The 19,389-nt window shown below is 39.3% G+C and carries 24 protein-coding genes and 1 pseudogene; 16 read left to right on the plus strand and 9 right to left on the minus strand.

All coding sequences use genetic code 11. The features are described 5' to 3' along the window. Positions 1–49: 49 nt before the first annotated feature. The 11 genes from AC1TPB_RS07215 to AC1TPB_RS07265 all read left to right on the plus strand — a co-directional run bounded on the left by AC1TPB_RS07215 (position 50) and on the right by AC1TPB_RS07265 (position 6,306). Positions 50–205: a LytTR family DNA-binding domain-containing protein gene (locus tag AC1TPB_RS07215; RefSeq protein ID WP_482076073.1), complete on the plus strand. Its 156-nt coding sequence runs from the start codon at positions 50–52 to the stop codon at positions 203–205. A gap of 10 nt (positions 206–215) precedes the next feature. Further along, positions 216–647 carry a hypothetical protein gene (locus tag AC1TPB_RS07220; RefSeq protein ID WP_482075865.1) on the plus strand — a complete coding sequence of 144 codons (432 nt, stop codon included), beginning with the start codon at positions 216–218 and terminating at the stop codon, positions 645–647. A 70-nt stretch (positions 648–717) separates the two neighbouring features. Continuing rightward, positions 718–1,407, plus strand: coding sequence for a phosphoribosylaminoimidazolesuccinocarboxamide synthase (locus tag AC1TPB_RS07225; protein WP_482076074.1), 690 nt, complete (start codon positions 718–720; stop codon positions 1,405–1,407). Between the two features lie 320 nt (positions 1,408–1,727). Continuing rightward, positions 1,728–3,416, plus strand: a complete 1,689-nt coding sequence (locus AC1TPB_RS07230; protein ID WP_482075866.1) for a methyl-accepting chemotaxis protein — start codon at positions 1,728–1,730, stop codon at positions 3,414–3,416. A gap of 37 nt (positions 3,417–3,453) precedes the next feature. Continuing rightward, entirely contained in the window at positions 3,454–3,738 is a 285-nt protein-coding gene (locus AC1TPB_RS07235; protein ID WP_482075867.1) for a hypothetical protein, read from the plus strand. A gap of 148 nt (positions 3,739–3,886) precedes the next feature. Then, positions 3,887–4,372: a hypothetical protein gene (locus tag AC1TPB_RS07240; protein ID WP_482075868.1), complete on the plus strand. Its 486-nt coding sequence runs from the start codon at positions 3,887–3,889 to the stop codon at positions 4,370–4,372. Then, positions 4,362–4,787, plus strand: a complete 426-nt coding sequence (locus tag AC1TPB_RS07245; protein ID WP_482075869.1) for a sensor histidine kinase — start codon at positions 4,362–4,364, stop codon at positions 4,785–4,787. The genes AC1TPB_RS07240 and AC1TPB_RS07245 overlap by 11 nt, the downstream gene beginning before the upstream one ends. A gap of 14 nt (positions 4,788–4,801) precedes the next feature. Next, a complete protein-coding gene (locus tag AC1TPB_RS07250) occupies positions 4,802–4,960 on the plus strand; it encodes a hypothetical protein (RefSeq protein ID WP_482075870.1) in 159 nt (52 codons plus the stop codon). Positions 4,961–5,058: 98 nt separating this feature from the next. Continuing rightward, a complete protein-coding gene (locus tag AC1TPB_RS07255; RefSeq protein ID WP_482075871.1) occupies positions 5,059–5,172 on the plus strand; it encodes a ubiquitin-like protein in 114 nt (37 codons plus the stop codon). Further along, the gene (locus tag AC1TPB_RS07260; protein WP_482075872.1) at positions 5,156–5,323 is read left to right on the plus strand and encodes a hypothetical protein; all 168 of its coding nucleotides are present in this window, start codon (positions 5,156–5,158) and stop codon (positions 5,321–5,323) included. Before AC1TPB_RS07255 ends, AC1TPB_RS07260 begins: the two co-directional genes overlap by 17 nt. Positions 5,324–5,916: 593 nt before the next feature. After that, positions 5,917–6,306 (plus strand): hypothetical protein, encoded by a 390-nt coding sequence (locus AC1TPB_RS07265; RefSeq protein WP_482075873.1) that lies wholly within the window; start codon positions 5,917–5,919, stop codon positions 6,304–6,306. Positions 6,307–6,353: 47 nt separating this feature from the next. On the opposite strand, the gene AC1TPB_RS07270 is transcribed toward AC1TPB_RS07265, so the two are convergent. Beyond that, positions 6,354–7,502, minus strand: a complete 1,149-nt coding sequence (locus AC1TPB_RS07270) for a phosphodiester glycosidase family protein (protein WP_482075874.1) — start codon at positions 7,500–7,502, stop codon at positions 6,354–6,356. A gap of 167 nt (positions 7,503–7,669) precedes the next feature. Between AC1TPB_RS07270 and AC1TPB_RS07275 the strand changes: the two genes are divergently transcribed. The 3 genes from AC1TPB_RS07275 (at position 7,670) to rnz (ending at position 9,071) form a co-directional block, all read left to right on the plus strand. Further along, complete coding sequence (locus AC1TPB_RS07275; RefSeq protein ID WP_482075875.1) at positions 7,670–7,804, plus strand: hypothetical protein; 135 nt, start codon at positions 7,670–7,672, stop codon at positions 7,802–7,804. Between the two features lie 96 nt (positions 7,805–7,900). Continuing rightward, positions 7,901–8,029 carry a hypothetical protein gene (locus AC1TPB_RS07280; RefSeq protein ID WP_482075876.1) on the plus strand — a complete coding sequence of 43 codons (129 nt, stop codon included), beginning with the start codon at positions 7,901–7,903 and terminating at the stop codon, positions 8,027–8,029. Positions 8,030–8,150: 121 nt separating this feature from the next. Beyond that, positions 8,151–9,071: a ribonuclease Z gene (rnz, locus tag AC1TPB_RS07285; protein WP_482075877.1), complete on the plus strand. Its 921-nt coding sequence runs from the start codon at positions 8,151–8,153 to the stop codon at positions 9,069–9,071. Positions 9,072–9,110: 39 nt separating this feature from the next. Here rnz and AC1TPB_RS07290 read toward each other — a convergent pair whose 3' ends face one another. From AC1TPB_RS07290 to AC1TPB_RS07300, 3 genes are all read right to left on the minus strand, one after another. Beyond that, positions 9,111–10,424 (minus strand): alpha/beta hydrolase family protein, encoded by a 1,314-nt coding sequence (locus AC1TPB_RS07290; protein ID WP_482075878.1) that lies wholly within the window; start codon positions 10,422–10,424, stop codon positions 9,111–9,113. A 134-nt stretch (positions 10,425–10,558) separates the two neighbouring features. Then, positions 10,559–10,990, minus strand: a complete 432-nt coding sequence (locus AC1TPB_RS07295) for a DUF3021 family protein (RefSeq protein WP_482075879.1) — start codon at positions 10,988–10,990, stop codon at positions 10,559–10,561. A gap of 13 nt (positions 10,991–11,003) precedes the next feature. Further along, positions 11,004–11,441 carry a LytTR family DNA-binding domain-containing protein gene (locus AC1TPB_RS07300; RefSeq protein WP_482076075.1) on the minus strand — a complete coding sequence of 146 codons (438 nt, stop codon included), beginning with the start codon at positions 11,439–11,441 and terminating at the stop codon, positions 11,004–11,006. Between the two features lie 134 nt (positions 11,442–11,575). Between AC1TPB_RS07300 and AC1TPB_RS07305 the strand changes: the two are divergent. Together AC1TPB_RS07305 and AC1TPB_RS07310 are read left to right on the plus strand one after the other, a co-directional pair. Next, positions 11,576–11,685, plus strand: a pseudogene (locus tag AC1TPB_RS07305) (ABC transporter permease); the annotation flags it as partial. Positions 11,686–11,704: 19 nt separating this feature from the next. Next, the gene (locus AC1TPB_RS07310; RefSeq protein ID WP_482075880.1) at positions 11,705–12,379 is read left to right on the plus strand and encodes a M50 family metallopeptidase; all 675 of its coding nucleotides are present in this window, start codon (positions 11,705–11,707) and stop codon (positions 12,377–12,379) included. Positions 12,380–12,415: 36 nt separating this feature from the next. Here the strand turns inward: AC1TPB_RS07310 and AC1TPB_RS07315 are convergent, their stop codons facing one another. The 5 genes from AC1TPB_RS07315 to AC1TPB_RS07335 all read right to left on the minus strand — a co-directional run bounded on the left by AC1TPB_RS07315 (position 12,416) and on the right by AC1TPB_RS07335 (position 19,192). After that, positions 12,416–13,039, minus strand: a complete 624-nt coding sequence (locus AC1TPB_RS07315) for a PepSY domain-containing protein (protein WP_482075881.1) — start codon at positions 13,037–13,039, stop codon at positions 12,416–12,418. A 101-nt stretch (positions 13,040–13,140) separates the two neighbouring features. Continuing rightward, positions 13,141–13,824, minus strand: coding sequence for a PepSY domain-containing protein (locus AC1TPB_RS07320; RefSeq protein WP_482075882.1), 684 nt, complete (start codon positions 13,822–13,824; stop codon positions 13,141–13,143). A gap of 79 nt (positions 13,825–13,903) precedes the next feature. Continuing rightward, positions 13,904–15,250, minus strand: a complete 1,347-nt coding sequence (locus tag AC1TPB_RS07325) for a sensor histidine kinase (RefSeq protein WP_482075883.1) — start codon at positions 15,248–15,250, stop codon at positions 13,904–13,906. A gap of 1 nt (position 15,251) precedes the next feature. Further along, on the minus strand, positions 15,252–15,950 hold the full coding sequence (locus tag AC1TPB_RS07330) for a response regulator transcription factor (RefSeq protein ID WP_482075884.1): 699 nt from the start codon (positions 15,948–15,950) through the stop codon (positions 15,252–15,254). A gap of 167 nt (positions 15,951–16,117) precedes the next feature. Next, the gene (locus tag AC1TPB_RS07335) at positions 16,118–19,192 is read right to left on the minus strand and encodes an ATP-binding protein (RefSeq protein ID WP_482075885.1); all 3,075 of its coding nucleotides are present in this window, start codon (positions 19,190–19,192) and stop codon (positions 16,118–16,120) included. Positions 19,193–19,389: the final 197 nt, after the last annotated feature.

A 19,389-nucleotide genomic window follows, 5' to 3' on the forward strand; every position in this document is an offset into this window, starting at 1 on the left:
CAAGAATTAGCCAAATACCAAATAGACATTATGGGGTGTAAAAGGATTTATACGAATCAATAAATCACAACTCGTTAATCTGCTGCACGTTAAAGAAATTATTCCTTGGTTCAACTCTAGATATGTACTTAGAATGGATAATAACGTTGAGTTAGAAGTGTCAAAAATGTACTCAAAAAAGCTTCGCAACACACTCAAAATATAGGAGAGCCACAATGGATAAAATTCATTTGGAAAATATAATAAAGTCATTTTTTTTGGGTCTCTTTATAGGTATTCTACTACAGTTTTACAACGATACAGATGTGCTTTTCGCATATAAAATCATGACGGTATTAGCTAGTGGAAGTATAGGTTTCATCATTGGTTTTATAACGGAATGGCTAACAGTAATACTCCCAATTCACATCGCAAACTCCAAAATGTACTTCTTTATAAACAACCTCATTGCATTAATTATTACCACTTTAATCATGTTATTCTTAGTTATAATTACAGGTAGTCAAATGGAGAATCAAGGAGAATTCATGCCAATATTATGGACAGTGCTTGGTATTGTATGCATAGCAAATCTATTCGATTATATGATGTATCGGCGAGTCCAGCATAAATTAAAAACCTTTAAGGCATTGATTAAAGATAAATAAAGGTATTTACAGTATGTTATAATGTAAAAAACTAGATGAACCTAATTTATTTGCAGAAGGAGTCAATATGATGAAACTTATTTATACTGGTAAGACAAAGGATGTATATGCGCTGGAAAATGGGGATTACCTATTGAAGTTTAAAGATGATGTAACGGGAGAGAATGGTGTGTTCGATCCAGGTGCTAACACAATTGGTTTAGTTATGGAAGGTTCTGGGCGTGCGGGACTAAGCTTAACGAAGTTCTTTTTCGAGAAATTGAAAGCAGCAAATATTCCGACTCACTACATAGATGCAGATATTAATGAAGCAACAATGACTGTGGCACCTGCCACTGTATTTGGAAAAGGACTTGAAGTAATCTGTCGTTATCGTGCGGTAGGAAGTTTCCTTCGTCGCTACGGCTTGTATGCACAAGAAGGTCAAGCATTGGATGCTTTTGTAGAAGTGACGTTAAAGGATGATGATCGCCTGGATCCACCAATCAGTGCGTCTGCTCTTGAGATGCTAGGTATATTGTCAGCAGAGGAGTATGCTGATCTTGAGCAATTGACGAAGAAAATTAGTGAAATTGTGAAGGACGAGCTTGGCAAGAAAGGCATCGAGCTTTATGATATTAAATTAGAATTTGGTCGCATCAATAAGGATGGGCAGGTTGTTCTTATCGATGAAATTTCTGGTGGCAATATGAGAGCTTACAAGGACGGAGTATACATTGCACCTCTTGAGTTGGAGAAATTGATGCTAGCAGCTGAATAAATCAATATCGAATTCATATGAAACAAGTTGATTTTTACATAGAAGCCGTTCTATTTCCGGGGTTTTTCTGGATAGAACGGTTTTTTTGTGTCCAGTCATACGATCTAGTGCTATTCGAAAAACTAAAGCATGTCAAGCAGCAACAAAACTGAAGAGGCTCACAATAACGATTTGATTATAAGATTCAAATGTTCTATAATATTTGAAATCCATACGTAAATACGAATGGTAGAGTAATGAACCTCTCTGCAACAGCGGAGGGGGTATTGCTTTTTTTTGTTTTAAAAAATACATATTAATCGAAAGAGAGGATTATTAAAGTGAAATTATTTAATTTTAAAAGTATAAGATCGAAAATGTTATTTGGATTTTCTTTAGTTATTGCATTGGTCGTTATTTTTGGGGTTTATACTTTTTTGGTTGTCGACAGAAGTAATAAGGAAGCTAAAAATATTGTAGAGAAAGAGCTGCCACTTTTAATTGCTAATGAAGGTATGACGACGACTCTTGCGAATCGAATCTCAACGGCTCGCGGTTATGTACTATATGGTGGTGATTATAAAGAAAGATTTGACGAGTACACTGAACAGGGAAAACGTTTTGAGGAAGTAGCTAGAGGGATAGGTGCATCCGAGGAATTTGACAAGCTTATTGAACAGACAGTTGTATGGAGAACATATGTTGCAGAAAATGTATTCGCTGAATACGACAAAGGAAATGTAGAGCTAGCTCGAAGAAATCTAGCAGAAAAAGATCCGATGATCCGCGAACTAATGGCTGGTTATGAGAAGATTGCTGCAGAACGTCGGGATTCAATTAATGAGATCGAGCGCCTCATTGTCGCAAACGGGGAATCAACATTAATTTTTACAACGATCATAACGATATTGGTTATACTACTTAGTCTAGCTACAGCACTAATTAGTTCTAAGCTTATTACAACTCCTTTAATTAAGGTTATGGAGCGAATGAAGTTAATTGCGAACGGTGATTTAAGTCATGAACCTCTAGTAACGAAGTCACAGGACGAAGTAGGTCATCTTGTTGCTGCAACAAACCAAATGAGCAGTAATGTTCATGAGTTATTGAGAGAAATAAACTTTGTTTCCAGTTCAATAACAACTCAAAGTGAAGAGTTAACGCAATCAGCAGATGAAGTGAATTTAGGTTCACAGCAAATCGCAATTACTATGCAAGAATTGGCGATTGGTACAGAATCACAGGCTACAAATGCAAGTGGCTTAGCTGCAGTTATGGGAACATTCTCTACAGTAGTTCAAGAAGCTAATGAAAATGGTGAACGTATTGACCAAGCCTCCAGTGAAGTACAAATAATGACTCGTGAAGGCAGTAAATTAATGGAGTCTTCGAACAATCAGATGGGAAAAATTGATCGAATTGTACAAGATGCAGTTCAAATGGTGCAAGGATTAGATATGAAGTCACAAGAGATTTCAAAATTGGTTTTGGTTATTCATGAAATTGCAAGCCAAACGAATCTACTGGCATTAAATGCGGCCATCGAGGCTGCAAGGGCAGGTGAGCATGGTAGGGGATTTGCCGTAGTAGCAGATGAGGTTAGAAAGCTTGCGGAACAAGTGTCTGCATCTGTAACTGATATTACAAGTATAGTAGCTGGTATACAAAATGAATCCAGTATAGTTACGGAATCATTACAAGAAGGCTATAAAGAGGTTAAGCAGGGAACGAGCCAAATTCAAACTACGCAGGAAACTTTTGCTGAAATTAGCTCGGCTGTATCTGGAATGGCGGATAGAATTAAAATAGTATCTGAGAACCTTTCAAATATCGCTTCAAATAGTGAAACAATGAGTCAATCGATTTCTGAAATTGCCGCTATTTCAGAGGAGTCAGCTGCGGGTGTTGAACAAACCTCTGCTTCATCTCAACAAATTAGTAGTTCAATGGATGAGGTAGCCGATAGTTCCAATCAACTTGCACAATTAGCTGGAAAATTAAATGGATTGATTCAACAATTCAAACTTTAGAGTGCGGAGAATACTATTTATTAAGCCATATTGCTGGGTGTTAGTAGATAGTTTTACTTGTAAACAAGAGCATACGTTCAAACAATTTTTCCACTTTGCACCGGGGGAAGTTGGCTTGGACCAAGAGACGAAAATTTGCCGAACTAACAATTTGAATGAAGCAAATTTGTGTGTTATACCGGTTCAGCCCGAAAAACTTCAGACGGAAATGGACGAAGATGAAGGTTGGGATGATTACATTAAGCAGCTTAATAACATGGGATTGGAACAATTAATGAAAATTCGTACTGATGCGTATAATCGTTATATGAACGTACAATAAATAGTATTTTATAAACAGCACTGCCCTAGCATTATTGAGGGCAGTGCTGTTTTGTTAATTTCAAGAAACAATTGTAACCGTTTTCCTTTCGTTATAGAATAGATTGAAAAAGTGGTATCGTCGTGACACGGCATAAAGGAGCATGTGTATGGAGAGGTTCTTATCTAGTGAAAAGTATATTCCGTTCACGTATAAGATGATGATTCCATATCTCATTCTAGTATTGCTAACAGATCTGTTGGTAGGCTATATAGCATATACGATGCTTATCCAATCTAGGACTGAGATGGCGGAAACGAGTATCCGTACGGCATTGCAGCAGACAAGGAATAATATCGAGTACCAGACGGATGAAATTAAACGGATGACTGATTCGCTGTTTCTCAACACGCTCTATACTGTTAATGAGTCGATGCTTGAAATTACTGGTGACGATATGTCGCTGCCTATTGGTAGAAGCGATTATTATATTCTTTCTCATCAAGCTATCGAAAACAAGGAATGGTTCAAGTCGATCATTACGAATAACAAAGACAGCTTGTTTCTTCAAGTGGATACGGATCGTCACGATGAACGAAGGGCGTGTCTATATCTCTCTCGAAAAAGAGTTGGAGCAGGTGAGGATGTATCTTGAAATCCAGAGGGTAAAGTATGCGGATGCCTTTAGAGTTTATTATGATATTGATCCGGAAATTTTACATATCCCCATCATTAAGCTGATTTTACAGCCATTTGTTGAGAATATATTCAAGCATGCCTGGTTCGGGGAGACGATCGCGATCCGTATTACTGGAAAGCGTCTTGGCGACCGTATTGAACTCAAGGTCATTGATAACGGGATTGGTATGCGGCCAGATACACTTCGGAAAATGCGGTCAAGCGCGATTCATTCGGACAGTTACGGTCTAAGAAACGTGGAAGAACGAATCAAGCTGAGATACGGTAATGATTTTGTTATTCATATCGGTAGTCACTTTGGAGCGGGAACGACAGTTCAAATCATCTTACCCGTCAATAATGCGGAAATCCGAGAAGTAATGGGAGATTAGGAGCACTTATGGCGATGGAGATTAACGTTCTGCTAGTAGATGACGAAGTAGTAGATTTGGAATGGTTGAGACGACGTGCGGCAGGTGTTTTCCAATCTGTACTTGGATTTGCGAAGATCTTGACGGTGAACTATGCTGTCCGTAGATACGATAAAGACCGTGCCCTTTTCTAACCGTATAAGGAGCTAATTTTCGGGTAATGGAGGTAACGATATGAAGCAGCTCGATCGTAAATTATGTTCGGGTACGTATATGGAACGATCCATTTGATATGCGATTAATATTTGCTGGCAAACAGCTAGAGGATGGACGTACTTTGGCTGATTATAATATTGCGAAAGAAGCAACACTACATCAGGTACTTAGAGGTGGACCTACAATTTAAAATAATTACGTTACCAGAACTTGAATATGGAAAGTTACAGTTACGTGCCGACGATGGAACTCTCAAAACGTATAAATTAACGATTAATCGCCTTGTTAATGATGAGGATACAGCTCCGCTGTGTCAATTTACAGATATTAGGAATCAATAGGTTGATTTAATTTGATTTATATGTTATAATTTTAATTTGCTGTTATATATGTCTATGTATGTTTTATGATAAGTCTATGCTTACATAAAACTTCCGATTAATATGAAAATCAACTATTTAAATATATGAATGTGCGGCTGTGAAAATCATATCGAATAGTATTACGATATAATCTTAGTGAAATTATAGATTTTTATGTTAATGATGTTTACGAAAGTGATGACCTTAATTAGTAAATAAGGGAAACCGGATGTATCTAACAGATCAAGGCAGGACAGAATTGTTGGATCTTTTTTTGGTGAATGATACGCTCTCACTTGAGAGATGAATGAACAATTTTCCGTGTACAGATTTGTAAGTGGAGCCGCTTAAGAGTGGTGACTGTTTCGAGAGGTAGGGCGAAACCGTAGGACAATTTGCCTTAAATATTGCAAAGTCACAACCAATTCATTGGTTGTGACTTTTTTTGATTTACAAGAGTATGTGTTATGCTATTGTTCTCACTAATATTCATTTGAGGAGGGGAAAGATAAGGTAAGTAGTGTGACAAAACAGCACATATATTAAAAAGTTAAAAGAGGAGTGCAAACGAAATGAACAAATACAGTAAATGGTTAATTCGCGTCTCTGCAGTTTATGCATTAATTGGCGCATTGATTGGATCTGATGTGGCAGGAAGAGAAGACTATGAATTGGTTCCTGGTCACGCCCATATCCTAGTTGTCGGTTGGTTAACGTTGTTTGCATATGGAATTTTTTATCATGTATTTAAAGAGATCGGTATGAGAAAGACAGCAAAGTTACATGCTTGGACCAGTCTAATAGGCGGCGGACTTATGCCGCTTAGTATGCTTTTGTACAAAAAAGTTGATAACACGTTCACATTGATAACATTTATTTCGACAGCTTCTATATTGTTATTGGCTATGTTCCTGTTCGCCATTCTTGTGTTTTTTGATAAAAAAATATTTTCTCAAAAATAATCAAGCATAGACAAGGAGCTTCAGTTGTTCTTTTAATATCGGCCTAATTACTTTTCGAAAACCATAACAAGTGCATTACTTAAATCTCTGCCAGCGGGTGTTATATATTTGCCGCCCGCATATAAGGCACTTGATGCGCCACCGTCTAAATTCATCGCTTCGACTGCTTTAAGTTTAACCATTACCTCTGCTAGCTCTGGAATCGATGCCGCAGATGTGGTTACAATAATTACTTTTCCATCCGATGTAATGCCAATTGCACTACGTGCACCGCGGCTAGTAAGAATTTTAGGGTCTTTAAACCCTTCGCCTACGGGATCAGTTTCCACTTTACTGTTACGTACAAGTCTTGGACCTGCCTGCAGTGCAGTTTCGACAATACCTTCATCAAGAAGCTTTTTCAACTCACTTTCACCATCCGCGATAAGTGCCTCACCGTTTGTTGTATACACAAAAACAGAGCGTTTATCCCCTGAAGCTTTATTAATTACTTTTCCATCCTTCACGATATATCCGTAAGGGATCTTCGTACTAGTTTCCGAATATGCATTGAAAAACGTACCATTTACAGCAACCGAAGCTTTAGAGCGCTCGACCATTTGCTTGAAAGACTCCGTATTACCAATTTTATTGTTGGCATACACCGCATCGAGTCTAACTTTTGGATGGTAGAGGTCAATATGTACTGTGTTAACGTTAATTGTTTTGGTAGAGGTCGCTATTTTTGAACTGCTTGTCCGTACAGATTCATTCAACGCTTTTTCAACTCTACGTAACGGAACAGCTTCAATATCTGTTTGAACGGTATCATTTTGTATAAGAACAGGTCCTTCTTTAAGCCAAGTTACCTTGACACCAAGTGCTTCTCCAATAAAGCGAAGAGGAACATAGACCGTTCCTGATAAATTAAAAGGAGCGGCATCGAGGTTGCGTTGTTCACCGTTCACAACAGCAATTGTGGAACCAACGATAAGTTCAACGCTATCCGTATTATTTGAAATTCGAACTTTATTATTAGTGCCGTCCCATTTGACTTGGAATCCAAAAGTTTCAGCAGCATAGCGAATGGGTACGAACGATCTTCCTGCTGATTCTTGTACAATTCCGTAAGTTTTGGCTGCTGAAGCTGAGTTGTCGAAATTAAGCTGAACAAGAAGAATAAGTGCTGCAGATGCTAATATAATTTTTTTTATCATTTAACATTCCCCTATTCCATAAGATGTTATTATTAATCATTTTACATGACAAAATAGTTTCTGGAAATTATATTATGTAGAAGAACAATATATAATCGTGTTTAATATGTTTGTTAGCAATAAACTAGATGCGAACTTAAGGGATGATGCAAAGGTGGGGACTTTAGATGAAAGAAAAACTTTTAGCTGAAATTGTGAATTTACATAGACCAACACCTGAATATATTGAGACCGTCCATAAATTAAGAGAAAAACTTCTGCATGCCATACAACTTGGTGATCGTGAGTTGATGAGAGAATAGACCAAATTGCTTGAATGGTTATATAAATGTTTCATCAATCATTATATAATTAAGCTACTTATGATCATGTTGTTTTTCGAGTAGGAGGCGAACTTGTTGAAGTGGATTATGGGAAAGAATAAGAAACTCATTATCGTATTAATAATTGTCGTTGTAGTTATTGCTGGTTTGCTCGATATAATATTTAAAGGATTATTGTATCAAGTATTATCTAGCTTGCTTTAAGCTTATCTATTGCAAAGAACGTTTCGTTAGAAGTAGACGGTAAATTGTATAATGGTTAGCACGAAGCGAAATAATGTAAGGTAGAATATACAAGTTAGACTACAATTAGCGGAGGTGCAGGATGGAGCTTTGGTTTCTGGGTACAAGCGCAGGTATGCCGGTTCGTGGAAGGAATGTAACATCTATAGCACTACGAACATCCCAGAATAGTGGATCGTTTTGGATGTTTGACTGCGGAGAGGGTACCCAGCACCAACTTTTACATACTTCCTTGAAGCTTACCCGTATGAGTAAATTGTTTATTACTCACTTGCACGGGGATCATGTCTATGGTCTCCCAGGTTTATTGAGTAGTCGCTCATCGCTTGGCAGTACAGAATCGTTACATATTTATGGACCGCCAGGATTGCGTGAACTTATAGAGACGAATTTGCGGATAACTGGAACTCACTTGAGCTACCCGTTGCAGATTATGGAAATTGCAGAAGGTATCGTATTCGAGGATGATCGCATAACTGTTGAGGCGGCGAAGCTGGATCATCGGGTCGATAGCTTTGGATATCGAATGATTGAGCATGAGCGGCTGGGCGCACTTAATGCCGATTGGCTTGCTGAGATGGGTGTACCACCGGGTCCAATTTATGGGCAATTGAAGGCGGGTAACGATGTAACCTTGAAGGATGGGCGTGTAATTCGTTCCGTTGATGCAGTTGGCGAGCCATTACCTGGTCGCATCATTACTATACTTGGCGATACAAGGCCTTGTGATAATGCTGTGAAGCTCGGCAAAGGGGCGGATGTACTTATTCACGAGGCAACATTTGCTCATGATTTGGTTGATAAGGCACATGAGTACGGACATTCCACTGCTTTACAAGCGGCAGAGATTGCGCAAGCTGCGGGAGCTCAACGACTATTTATTACTCATTTTAGTTCGCGATATATGTTAGAGGATTTGGCGAATCTTGAGACGGAAGCTAGAAGTATATTTAGCCGCACGGATGCGGCTATAGAACTTAAGCCATATACGATATCTTACTAAACAGTTCTTCGTACTCACAAGTAGTATTGAAGCAATATTTTATTTCAATCCATATGTTTCTTTGGGTGTGAAACTGCCGATACCTTTTAATTCATAATTAAAGAAATTAAGAATAATCTGATTTTCAGTTTCAATAGAGTAATATTTATTAATATCTGCTTTTCCACCTTGTAGCATATTTGCAAGTATAGGAGAAAAAAGAGGTAAATCCGTCAGACTTAAATGTTTTGCACCTTGAAAATGAACAGTATATACCTCTAAAAAGTTTCTATCAGCTACTTTGTTTGCCGCATAAGTGGAGCTACTATCAAGCTGTACCCAAACATCGTCAGAATAAATATTAAGAAGTGGGATCGTGTAGATGTTGCCACTTGCAACTAAATCATCAATTTCATGATTATAATTAAGCTCGCTAAACATCGGGCCATCAATATTGACAACTGCCTGTATATCGTCGCGCTCTCTGCCAAGCCCAATACTAGCTGCGCCGCCCATGGAGTGCCCAAACACACCTATTTTATTTGTATTGATAAGTTGATAAATGGGGTTATTGTCGCTTTTGGATTTATTGAGTATCGTATCAATTACAAAATTCATATCGTCTGTTCGCAGCTTCATCCATTTTTGAATGAGCCCATGGGTTTCCTCGATTGTGTAAATACCATCTTTGTTGGCATTGCTGACTTCTTGATAATATTCTGGATTGATCATAGCCGTTGTTCCATCTTCTGAAGCCGTATAAAAGGAATGATAGGGATGATCGATTGAAACGACTACATAACCATGGCTTGCAAGCTCAGTATAGGTCGAGGTATTGCTTGCCTTAATCCCGTATGCCCCGTGTGAGAATACTATAAGCGGGTATGTGTCATCTACAAGTTTGGGGTACCAAAATTCCACGTTAACAAATCTGTTTTCTCCCGTATCGGTAAATGTCTCAATACGATTTTCGTCAATGTAGGTGTAAGTAGCGGTTGCGACTTCATGTTCACCTGTAACTTTTGGTGATTGATACTGCGGAAATATGAGTACAGGTGCAAGAGCGAGCATCAACACCAATATCATAATAATTAATTTCCTTACAGTGTAATGGGGTTTGTATGGTTTAGTATGTATTTTATTACCGATAAGCGATACAGTTCCGATTACCGCCAGTATAAATAGCAGTATTGCAAGCAACATCCAGCGGAAACTCCAAACGATAACTGATAAAAGCGTGAATGTTATAAAGGTAATAAATACAACAATTCTGATCCAATTTCTTATTTTTTGATGGCTATTCTTCGTTACAATACAATATAATGCAAAAGCAATCTCAATAATTAAAGCGATAAAAAATATTAACATTCCCATAGAATATACTTCCTTCCCAATCTTAATCATTTATTATGACTTCATCATAAAAAACTGCTGAAAGGAAGTATATAGAAAATCAATAAGCTGTATCTATAGGCGAATAAGTTGCATTATTCTTTTATTGATTAACCTCAATTGCTTTGTCTTTTAAAATTCTTTAGTTTTTCGTTAATTTTTTTTGTTTCTCTTTTATCATTTTGCCATGACAGTAGACGTACTATGACATAGACTACTGCTATTTCTAACACTAAAATGAGTATGCTTGTTGCACTATTCACAATACCAATTAGAAGAGCAAGGGAAATCAATATAATCTCTAAAGCAAAAAAATGAATGACAATTCGTACACGCATTTTCTTCTCGCTTAGATCATGAGATGAATACAAAATAAATCCCGTTAATGCACCTAAAAGTGAAAATGCCATAATGATATAAATTGACTTCAAATCAAATGCCACATCGGGATAAAAAAATTGTCGCAAAATAGTAATGATAATGATTATTGAAGCAAAGATGGTCAAGAAGTCTTGAATAATCTCTTTTGTAAATACAGTAAGCTTCATAATTATCCTCCTCTTACAATCCCAACATATTTTTAAGATCAGGAACATACTGCCTGGATATAACAACGCGTTCCCCGTTATCAAGCACCGCTTCAAATCGGCCACTTATTGAAGGATGAATAAATGAAATTTTAGCTATGTTCAAAATAGTTGATTTGGATGCACGAAAACAGTTCTTTTCTTTGCATAATTCTTCTAGCTCATAAAGCTTTTGTTTTACCTCAAAAACCTTGTCTTTACAGTAAATAAAAACCTTTCCGTCAACTGCTTCGAAATAATAAATATCACTAAGCTTTATACGATGGACACTCTCATGATGAAATCCGAGCAGAATGAGATTTTCTGTGTTCAGTTTATTTACTATTTCGGATATTTTGTCGTCTACCTCATGGCATCTGATGAGGATTTCCTCTTCCTGTTCTTTGCTTATTTTTTCTATTGAAATCTTTATATCCTCACCTACTTATCAAATAATTGGTGAAAAATTTACCTTATTACCATCAATGTGAACTATATCATAAGCAATGGAGAAATGGTGGTTTAATTAATGGTATGATTGAAGTGACTGGTCAATATGTCTCGCCGACTAGATCTGGCACCATAGGTATCGACCTATATATATCGCTCATTGGGCTGCTGTCATTGTAGCGATCTTTGCACCAATTACAGTACGTGCATATATGCGCCGGATATAGAGACTAGAGGAGGGACAAGATGTATTCATGGCTCAAAATGGCGGTAGTTTTAATTGTGACGGCGTTCCTAACTCGATTGACCCCATTTTCATTCTTTTTTCGTAATGTAGATACGTTAATTCATGAGCTTTCGCATGCTATCGCTACTTTAGTGCTGTCTGGAAAAGTAATGTACATTCATCTGTTCAGTGATCAGAGCGGCTTGACGCTCTCTTCCTATACAAGTACGTGGAAGGGAATTCCGATCTCGTTGGCTGGTTATATGGGGTCAGCGCTGTTTGCAGTTTTTTTGTTCTTGTTATTCGCCCATCGCAAGGTAAAGGCGGGTTTAATTATTATTGCTGCTTTAGCGTTGTTTGGACTGCTATTATTTGTGCGAAATGGTTATGGAATGATGTGGAGCGGCGGGTTTATTGCTGTAACCGTTTTGGTATATGTAGCTGCGCCTGCTTGGCTGCGCAACGGCTATTATTTGCTGATTGCTTTTATATGTTTAGTAGAATCGGTGCTTAGTTCTTTTACGATCTTATTGATGTCGTTATTAACCCCTGATGCAGCAGGTGATGCGATAAATCTAAGTAAATATACGCATATCCCTGCTTTTGTATGGGGCATATTGTTCGTCTTATTTTCCTTGTGGTGTGCGAAGCACTCTACGGCATTGCTGTTTCGCAAAGAGCCAGCGCAGAATTAATTGCTGCGCTGGCTCCCTATTATTTCGAACTTTTTATTAGTCGCGGTCATGATCGTCATCATCATCATCGCGGTCGTTATGATCGTCGTCGTCATCACGGTCATCATCATCATCATCGTCGTCATAATCGACAGATAATATTTTGCCTGTGTAAGCGTGGACGTCTACTTCAACCTCACCACGACTCGTTGTTAGCTCGACTTCATATAAGCGAATACCGTCATCAGTGTCTTTCTCCGTACTTTGTACTGTTCCTTTTACGTGGTTAGCTGCGATTGTAGCCGCTTCTTTAGCTGTAATCATCGTTTTGCTAGCGTTGTTGTTTGCTGCTGCATTAGCTTGCTTTTGTTGCCCGACTGGTTTCTGCTCGTTTTCCATCTTGGCCTTTAAAGTTTCGCCTGTATAGGCATCGATGTGTACATCGTATTCTTGCTTGTTTTTGATAATATCAAAGTCATAGTAGGTGAAGCCGTCATCGTGCTCTAGCTCTACGCTTTTCACTTTACCTTGTACGGCTTTAAGTGCTAGTTGCTGCGCCCGCTCTGTACTAATTTTTTTGTTGTTGTCCGCTGATACGTTTGTCGATACTGCACCTGCTCCAATTACTCCTGCTACCAATACTGCAGCTGATAAAGCTAAAATTTTCACTCGTTTATTCATCTGTATTCGACTCCTTTGAATATTTATTAGGTACAGTTACTACTTTACACCCCAATAATGAGAAGAAAGAGAGAGAAACATTAGAAATTGATGAGAATTCGCTATTGATCGCTGTCGTCGTTATCATTATCATCGTCATCATCATCTTTTTCCCATACAACCGACATAATGGCTCCAGAAATCGCATTTACTTGTACGACTGCTTCTCTGTCATCGTCGACATCAATTTCGACAAGATAAAATTTTTTTCCGTCCTTGGCTGTTTTTAACGAAATATCTTCAACTTCACCTTTGATATGGGCAGCAGCAAGTTTACCAGCTTTATCTGAGGTTAGTTGTTCTCTACTTGTCCCATTAGAGCTACTTGGAACGCTTGATGGGGACGGTTTTGTAGTAGCAACTGGTGTCGGTGAAGGAGCTGGAGTAGTTGGCTTTACTGACGCAGTAGGCACTGTAGTAGATTCCCCTGTACCGTCTTGGTCCAGAGAAGAATCATCTTCCTCCGTTAATCCCTGTAGCCGCTGGAGTGTAACGACTTCTCCGCTGTACGCACCAACCTCTACTTCATATAGACCTTGGTCAGTTTGGAGCTCCATGAGATATACATCGCCCAATTTAACATTGCTGTTTATAACTCCGGAATATTTGGCTAATAGAGCTACTTCTGCCGCTTCCCGCGTCAACAGTTCGGCTTTTCCAACCCAAGGCTTCCAAGTTAGCGTCGTGACAATAACGGCAACTACAAGTACACTGCTGCCTAATATCCATCGCCATCGTTGATTCATAGTTATCACCTCGTATTGCATTTTTCGTTATTATAACCAATTAAAATGAGAAATTGATGAGAGTTGGAGCTTACCCCAGTTATAATTTATCCAGCGTTATGGTCACGGTTGTGCCGACACCCTCTAGACTATCCATCTCGATATGAGCTCCAAGCGCTTCAGCAATTTGCTTGGCTAGTGACAAGCCGAGTCCTAGACCGCCGCTCTGTCGGCTACGTGCTTGATCGATACGATAGAAGCGGTCAAATACTTTATTGAGCTCCTGCTTCGGTATGCCGACTCCACGATCCATAATACGAATCCAGCCGTTCATATCTGTTGATCCTAATGTAAGTGTAATCGGTTCATCGCTATATTTGCGGGCATTGTCCAAAAAAATATACAATAACTGCTTAAACAGCTGTTCATCTGTGGAGACGGTAAGAGTGGAATCTCCTTCTACATAGACATCGCGATTATAAGCATTTTGAAATGCAGCAGCAGTATTTTTCGTTAATTCCGCGGCATCAAGCTTTCCTTTTTTCATAATCCATTGTTCGTTATTTCTGGCAAGGAGTAACAGCTGTTCTGTCATTTCTCGCATGCGAATCGCTTCGGAATGAATAGCTTCGATCGATTCTAGGAAGAGATCGGGGCGCTCCAATCCTTTTCTTTTTAGCAAATTAGCATAGCTTTCTATAACGGTAAGCGGGGTACGCAATTCATGTGAGGCATTCGATACAAAGCTTTCCTGCTTGGCAAAGTTGCTTTGTAGCAATTCGATCATTCGATTGAATGTCTCTCCCATCTCGACAAGCTCGTCCTTTGAAGTCGTTGCGAGTGTCAACTGCTTAAATTGACCGCTCTGTTGTATATCTCGCATCGTAGTTGTCATGGAACGGATCGGCTTCATAATTAGCTCACCTAATAGCCGGCCAGAAATAATGACAGGGATAAGCGCCAGCAGTGTAACCCCAATGAGCAAAAAACGTAGTGATCGCAGCGTACTTATCGTTTCTTGCAAGCTTTCCGTTGTTTGAATATTAACGACTTCTCCACTGTGCCAAATAACAGGCATAGAAATGAGCACGTAGCTTTTCCCATCATGCTTTATGATTTCAGACTTTTTTTGCGCATAGTAAACAGGTAGCTTATTGCTCAGCGCAGTCTGCGATGGTGAAGTGACAGGTGGATAGCTCTCTCCGTTTGGAACAACAATTTGCAGCATTCCATCAATCGGGGCATATGCACGAAGCAAATCTGAGAGCGGCATTGCGGCATTGTCCTGTAAGCCGCGGGAAATCGCTGCTGTTTCGGTTTTTGCTTGCTCAATCTCGCTATTAAGCGACATATAATTAAATAGAACATAGATGGATGCATTCATAATAATAAGAAGTGCAGCGAACAAAATCGACGAGTAAAGATGAATTTTACTTTTTAGTTTCATTTTAGGTCGTTTCCTTTAATACATATCCGACACCGCGAACCGTGTGGATCAGCTCAGGCAGTCGGCCAGTATCGATTTTTTTGCGAACATATCGAATATAAACGTCTACAATATTTGTTTCTCCGTAATAATCAAATCCCCAGACTGCTTCGAGAATTTGCTCGCGCTCTAGCACCTGCCGTTTGTTTTTTAGCAAATAAACGAGTAAATCATATTCACGGGGGGTAAGCTCAATAGCGCTCCCGCCACGAATGACATCTCTCGTCTTTTCATTTAATTTGAGATCGGCTGCACATAGCCATTCCTCTTCTTCACGTTCTAACGTCGGCGTCGCCATGCGCAAACGAAGCGAAGCACGAATCCGAGCAAGCAGTTCTTCAATTTGAAAAGGCTTTGTTATGTAATCGTTGGCTCCATAATCAAGCCCGGATATTTTATCTTCAACAGAGTCTTTTGCGGTTAGCAAAATAACCGGTGTAACGGAATCATGAGTACGGATACGTCGTAGTAATTCAATTCCGCTCATTCCCGGAAGCATAATATCAAGCAGCACTAGATCCCACTTAGCGCTGTGGAACGCTTCCAAGGCTGTAAGACCATCTAAGCAGCGCTTCACTTGATAACCTTCCATTTCAAGCTCAATTTCCAGCAACCTAGCTATTTTTTCTTCGTCCTCGACAATTAGTATGGAATGCTTCATAGTTATGCTCCTCCCATGTTGCTACTTTTTCACTATAATAACATAATGAATGTAAAATGCTTAAAAGGCTAGACATCCCGAAGAGTCTGACCATTTGGACAGACTCTTTATTTGTTGTGTAATTTGTAAATAGATAACTGTCGACTGTTCCCAGCTTATATGCCATGCTACTTTGCAATCGTAAATGTGACCGATGTTCCTACACCTACACTGCTTTCAATAGTTAGGCCGCTGCCGTAAAACTGCATTAAACGGCGATGAGTATTGAGCAGGCCGATGCCTGAGCGCTTATTCGATTGTCTATCTAATATATGCTTCAAAGTGTCGGCATCGATGCCGATTCCATTGTCAGAAACACAAAACTCAACTGAATGACCAAGATCGGTAATCCGAATACGGACCTCCCCGCCTGCATTACGCATTAATAGACCATGGGTAACAGCATTATCGACCAGCGGCTGAATCGTTAACGGAGGAATGCTAATATTGATGCGATCGTCAACCTCCCATACAACTTGCAGTCTTTCTTCAAACCGCTCTTTTTGAATAAATAAATAGGAGCGAATGAGCCTAAGCTCACGTTCAAGCGGTACAGCCTGATCAGAGTTTTGAAAATCAATGCCGAGCCTAAAGTAATTCGTAAGCTCTTGGATGAGACCATCCATTTTATCCTTATCACTCCAGCTAAGTGCCGATAGTGCATTAAAGGTGTTGATCAAGAAATGAGGTTTAATTTGCGCCTGTAGTAACGCCGCTTCCATTCGCAATCTTTCATTTACTGAATTTTTCAAATTTGTTAATGATCTAACTCTAGCCCTAAGCTCTGTAGCATTGATTGGCTTGGTGACGTAGTCATTTGCACCTGACAGAAATCCTAATTCAATATCTTTATCGCGATTACTTGCTGTCAGCAGCAATATTGGAAGCTCCGTAATAGAAAAACGCTTGCGAATACGGGCAGTTAGCTCATAACCAGACATAATTGGCATAACGACATCCGAAATGATGAGATCCCACTGATTATTTTCAACTAGCTTCAGTGCTTCTTGTCCGTTGATTGCAGTAACGACTTCGTAGCTGTCATCCGAAAAAATTGTTTTGAATACACTTAGATTGACGGGATCATCATCGATGACGAGTAGACGAATTCGGTTAAGTGCTGAGCTATAATCATTAGACTCGTCATCACCTTCGGAAGATAATGGAGCGCTAGTGGTACTACTGTCCTCTGATACAATAGTAGTCACGTCAGTTAATCCATCGTTAATGACTTCAGAGTCAACGAGCTGTAATGTAAATGTGAAGGTAGATCCTTGATTCGGTATCGAGTTAACGGTAAGCGTTCCGCCATGCATGTCAACAAGCTGCTTGCAGATGCCCAGTCCCAGTCCAAATCCACTCTTGAATGGAGTTGAATTGGATAAGCTCTGCTCATATGGTTCGAATATAGTGCTTAACAACGCTGCATCTATCCCGATGCCTGTATCTGTAACGGCTATACTTGCCCATCCATCCGCAATATGAGCCTGTACGGATACCTCCCCTACATTGGAAAATTTAATTGCGTTATGCAGTAGATTGAACAAAATTTGATTCAGCCTATTTTCATCAGCATGAACATGTGGGAAATTGACTGGAATGTTGTTCACAAGCTGAATGGGCTTGCCCTCGGTCATAAAGCGTAGCGTATCGATGACGCTCGTAGCTACGTTATGTACTGATATATTAGTACGGTGTAAACTAATCCGATTTTCCTTCAAGCGAGCGATATCCAGCAAATCATTCAAAATATAGGACATTCGCCGACCGACTTTAACTAGCAATTGCAAATCATTCGCGCTATTATTGTCTAGCTTATCCTGTTCTCTTTCTGACACAGATTGCGAAATATTAATAATACCGTTGAGCGGATTGCTTAGCTCATGAGCAACCGTAGCAAGGAAGTCATCCTTTTGCTTGTCTGCCTGTTGCAATGTATTAGCAAGCTGATGCGACTCTTTCGATAATCGGAAAAAGCGTCTGAACCAAAACGCCGAGAAGCAGATCATCGCAATGATGAGATCGAACGGATAGGAAATTATATCGATCGCAAAAGTAATAAGCACGACGAGCCATATCATACTACTAAATGCCGCTACAGCAGCAAGCAGTAAGAAAATATTGTCGGAATCTATTTTGGTTGCTGATTTGTACATGACCGTAAGTGTGATTATACAAGGAATGAACGTAAGCAAAATATACACGTTTTCCAGTGTGATCGTAGTCGATAAAGGTAATAGTAATATCGATAGTGCTCCAATGACACATAACAGCTCGTAAATGAAAGAGAACCGACGATGTAGTGATAATCGAAGATTATCCTTAATTAACAGATGCAGCATAACTCCACCGAATAGCATCATGAGATACATGGACTTTAAGCTCCATTCAAATGAAAATGGAATCCATGTCAACAATAGTCTTTCGCCTTGCCACAGCGTTGCGAAAATGACGCATCCTATCATTAGTGAATAGTAAATTAGCCGCTTATTTCGATCCCCGACTAAATATAATACGAGGCCGTAGAAAAGATGGATCGCATAGGCGACGCAAGCAATCCAAACCATATTTTCGGAAAAGCCTAAATCCTTCCTTAAAGTACTATCTAATCCAAACTTAATCGGATCTACAATTCCACCATTACGAACGTTATCGAAATTGGCGACGTGAATAACGAGTTCAATTTCGCTTTCATCGTGTAGGGTAAAGTACATCGTATATGGAACGTCTTGTGGTGCATAGCTATCTTGGCTCTCGGCTGGTTGACCGGAATGACCGATAAGCTGTTTATTCAAGAAAACTTCTGAGGAGCTCTTAATACTAGATATGTGCAGACCGTAGGAATTCCCCTTGTCAGGATCTATTAAAATTTTCAGACGGTAAGTACCAAATCCGTATTTTTTGCTGCTATAATTGCTACCAATAAATGTCCAATTGCTAGGCACTTCAATGGACTGACTGGAGGTCTGCCGATTACGTAGAGTGGACTCATCGTGTAGTAGAAACGTATTAGCGTAAAATTCCCATTCGCCATTAAGTGGAAGTGAGCGGTCGGAAAAGTTATCCCAGTCCCGCAGGTCAAGCACACCATTCACGGCAACAGGCTGATTAGTCGTTGCGTTGGATTGCAACCATAGCAGTCGGAAACTAGTCAAAACGGCTAAAAACAGTATCGTTATAATCCATATTTTTTTTGTCGTCATAATAAACTAACATTCGACATGATGTGCAAGATTCCCTTTGAGATTGGATAGATATTACAAAGTTATGATCTGAATCTGAAAGAGACGGTATAATTGAAAACAATCTCATGTTATTTAATTTGATTAACGAAACATAGCGTTTCTAAGCCTTTTGGGCATTCGAAACGCTATTTTTAACTACCGCTACTGCAATATGA

Source organism: Paenibacillus sp. Y951 (genome assembly GCF_056786395.1).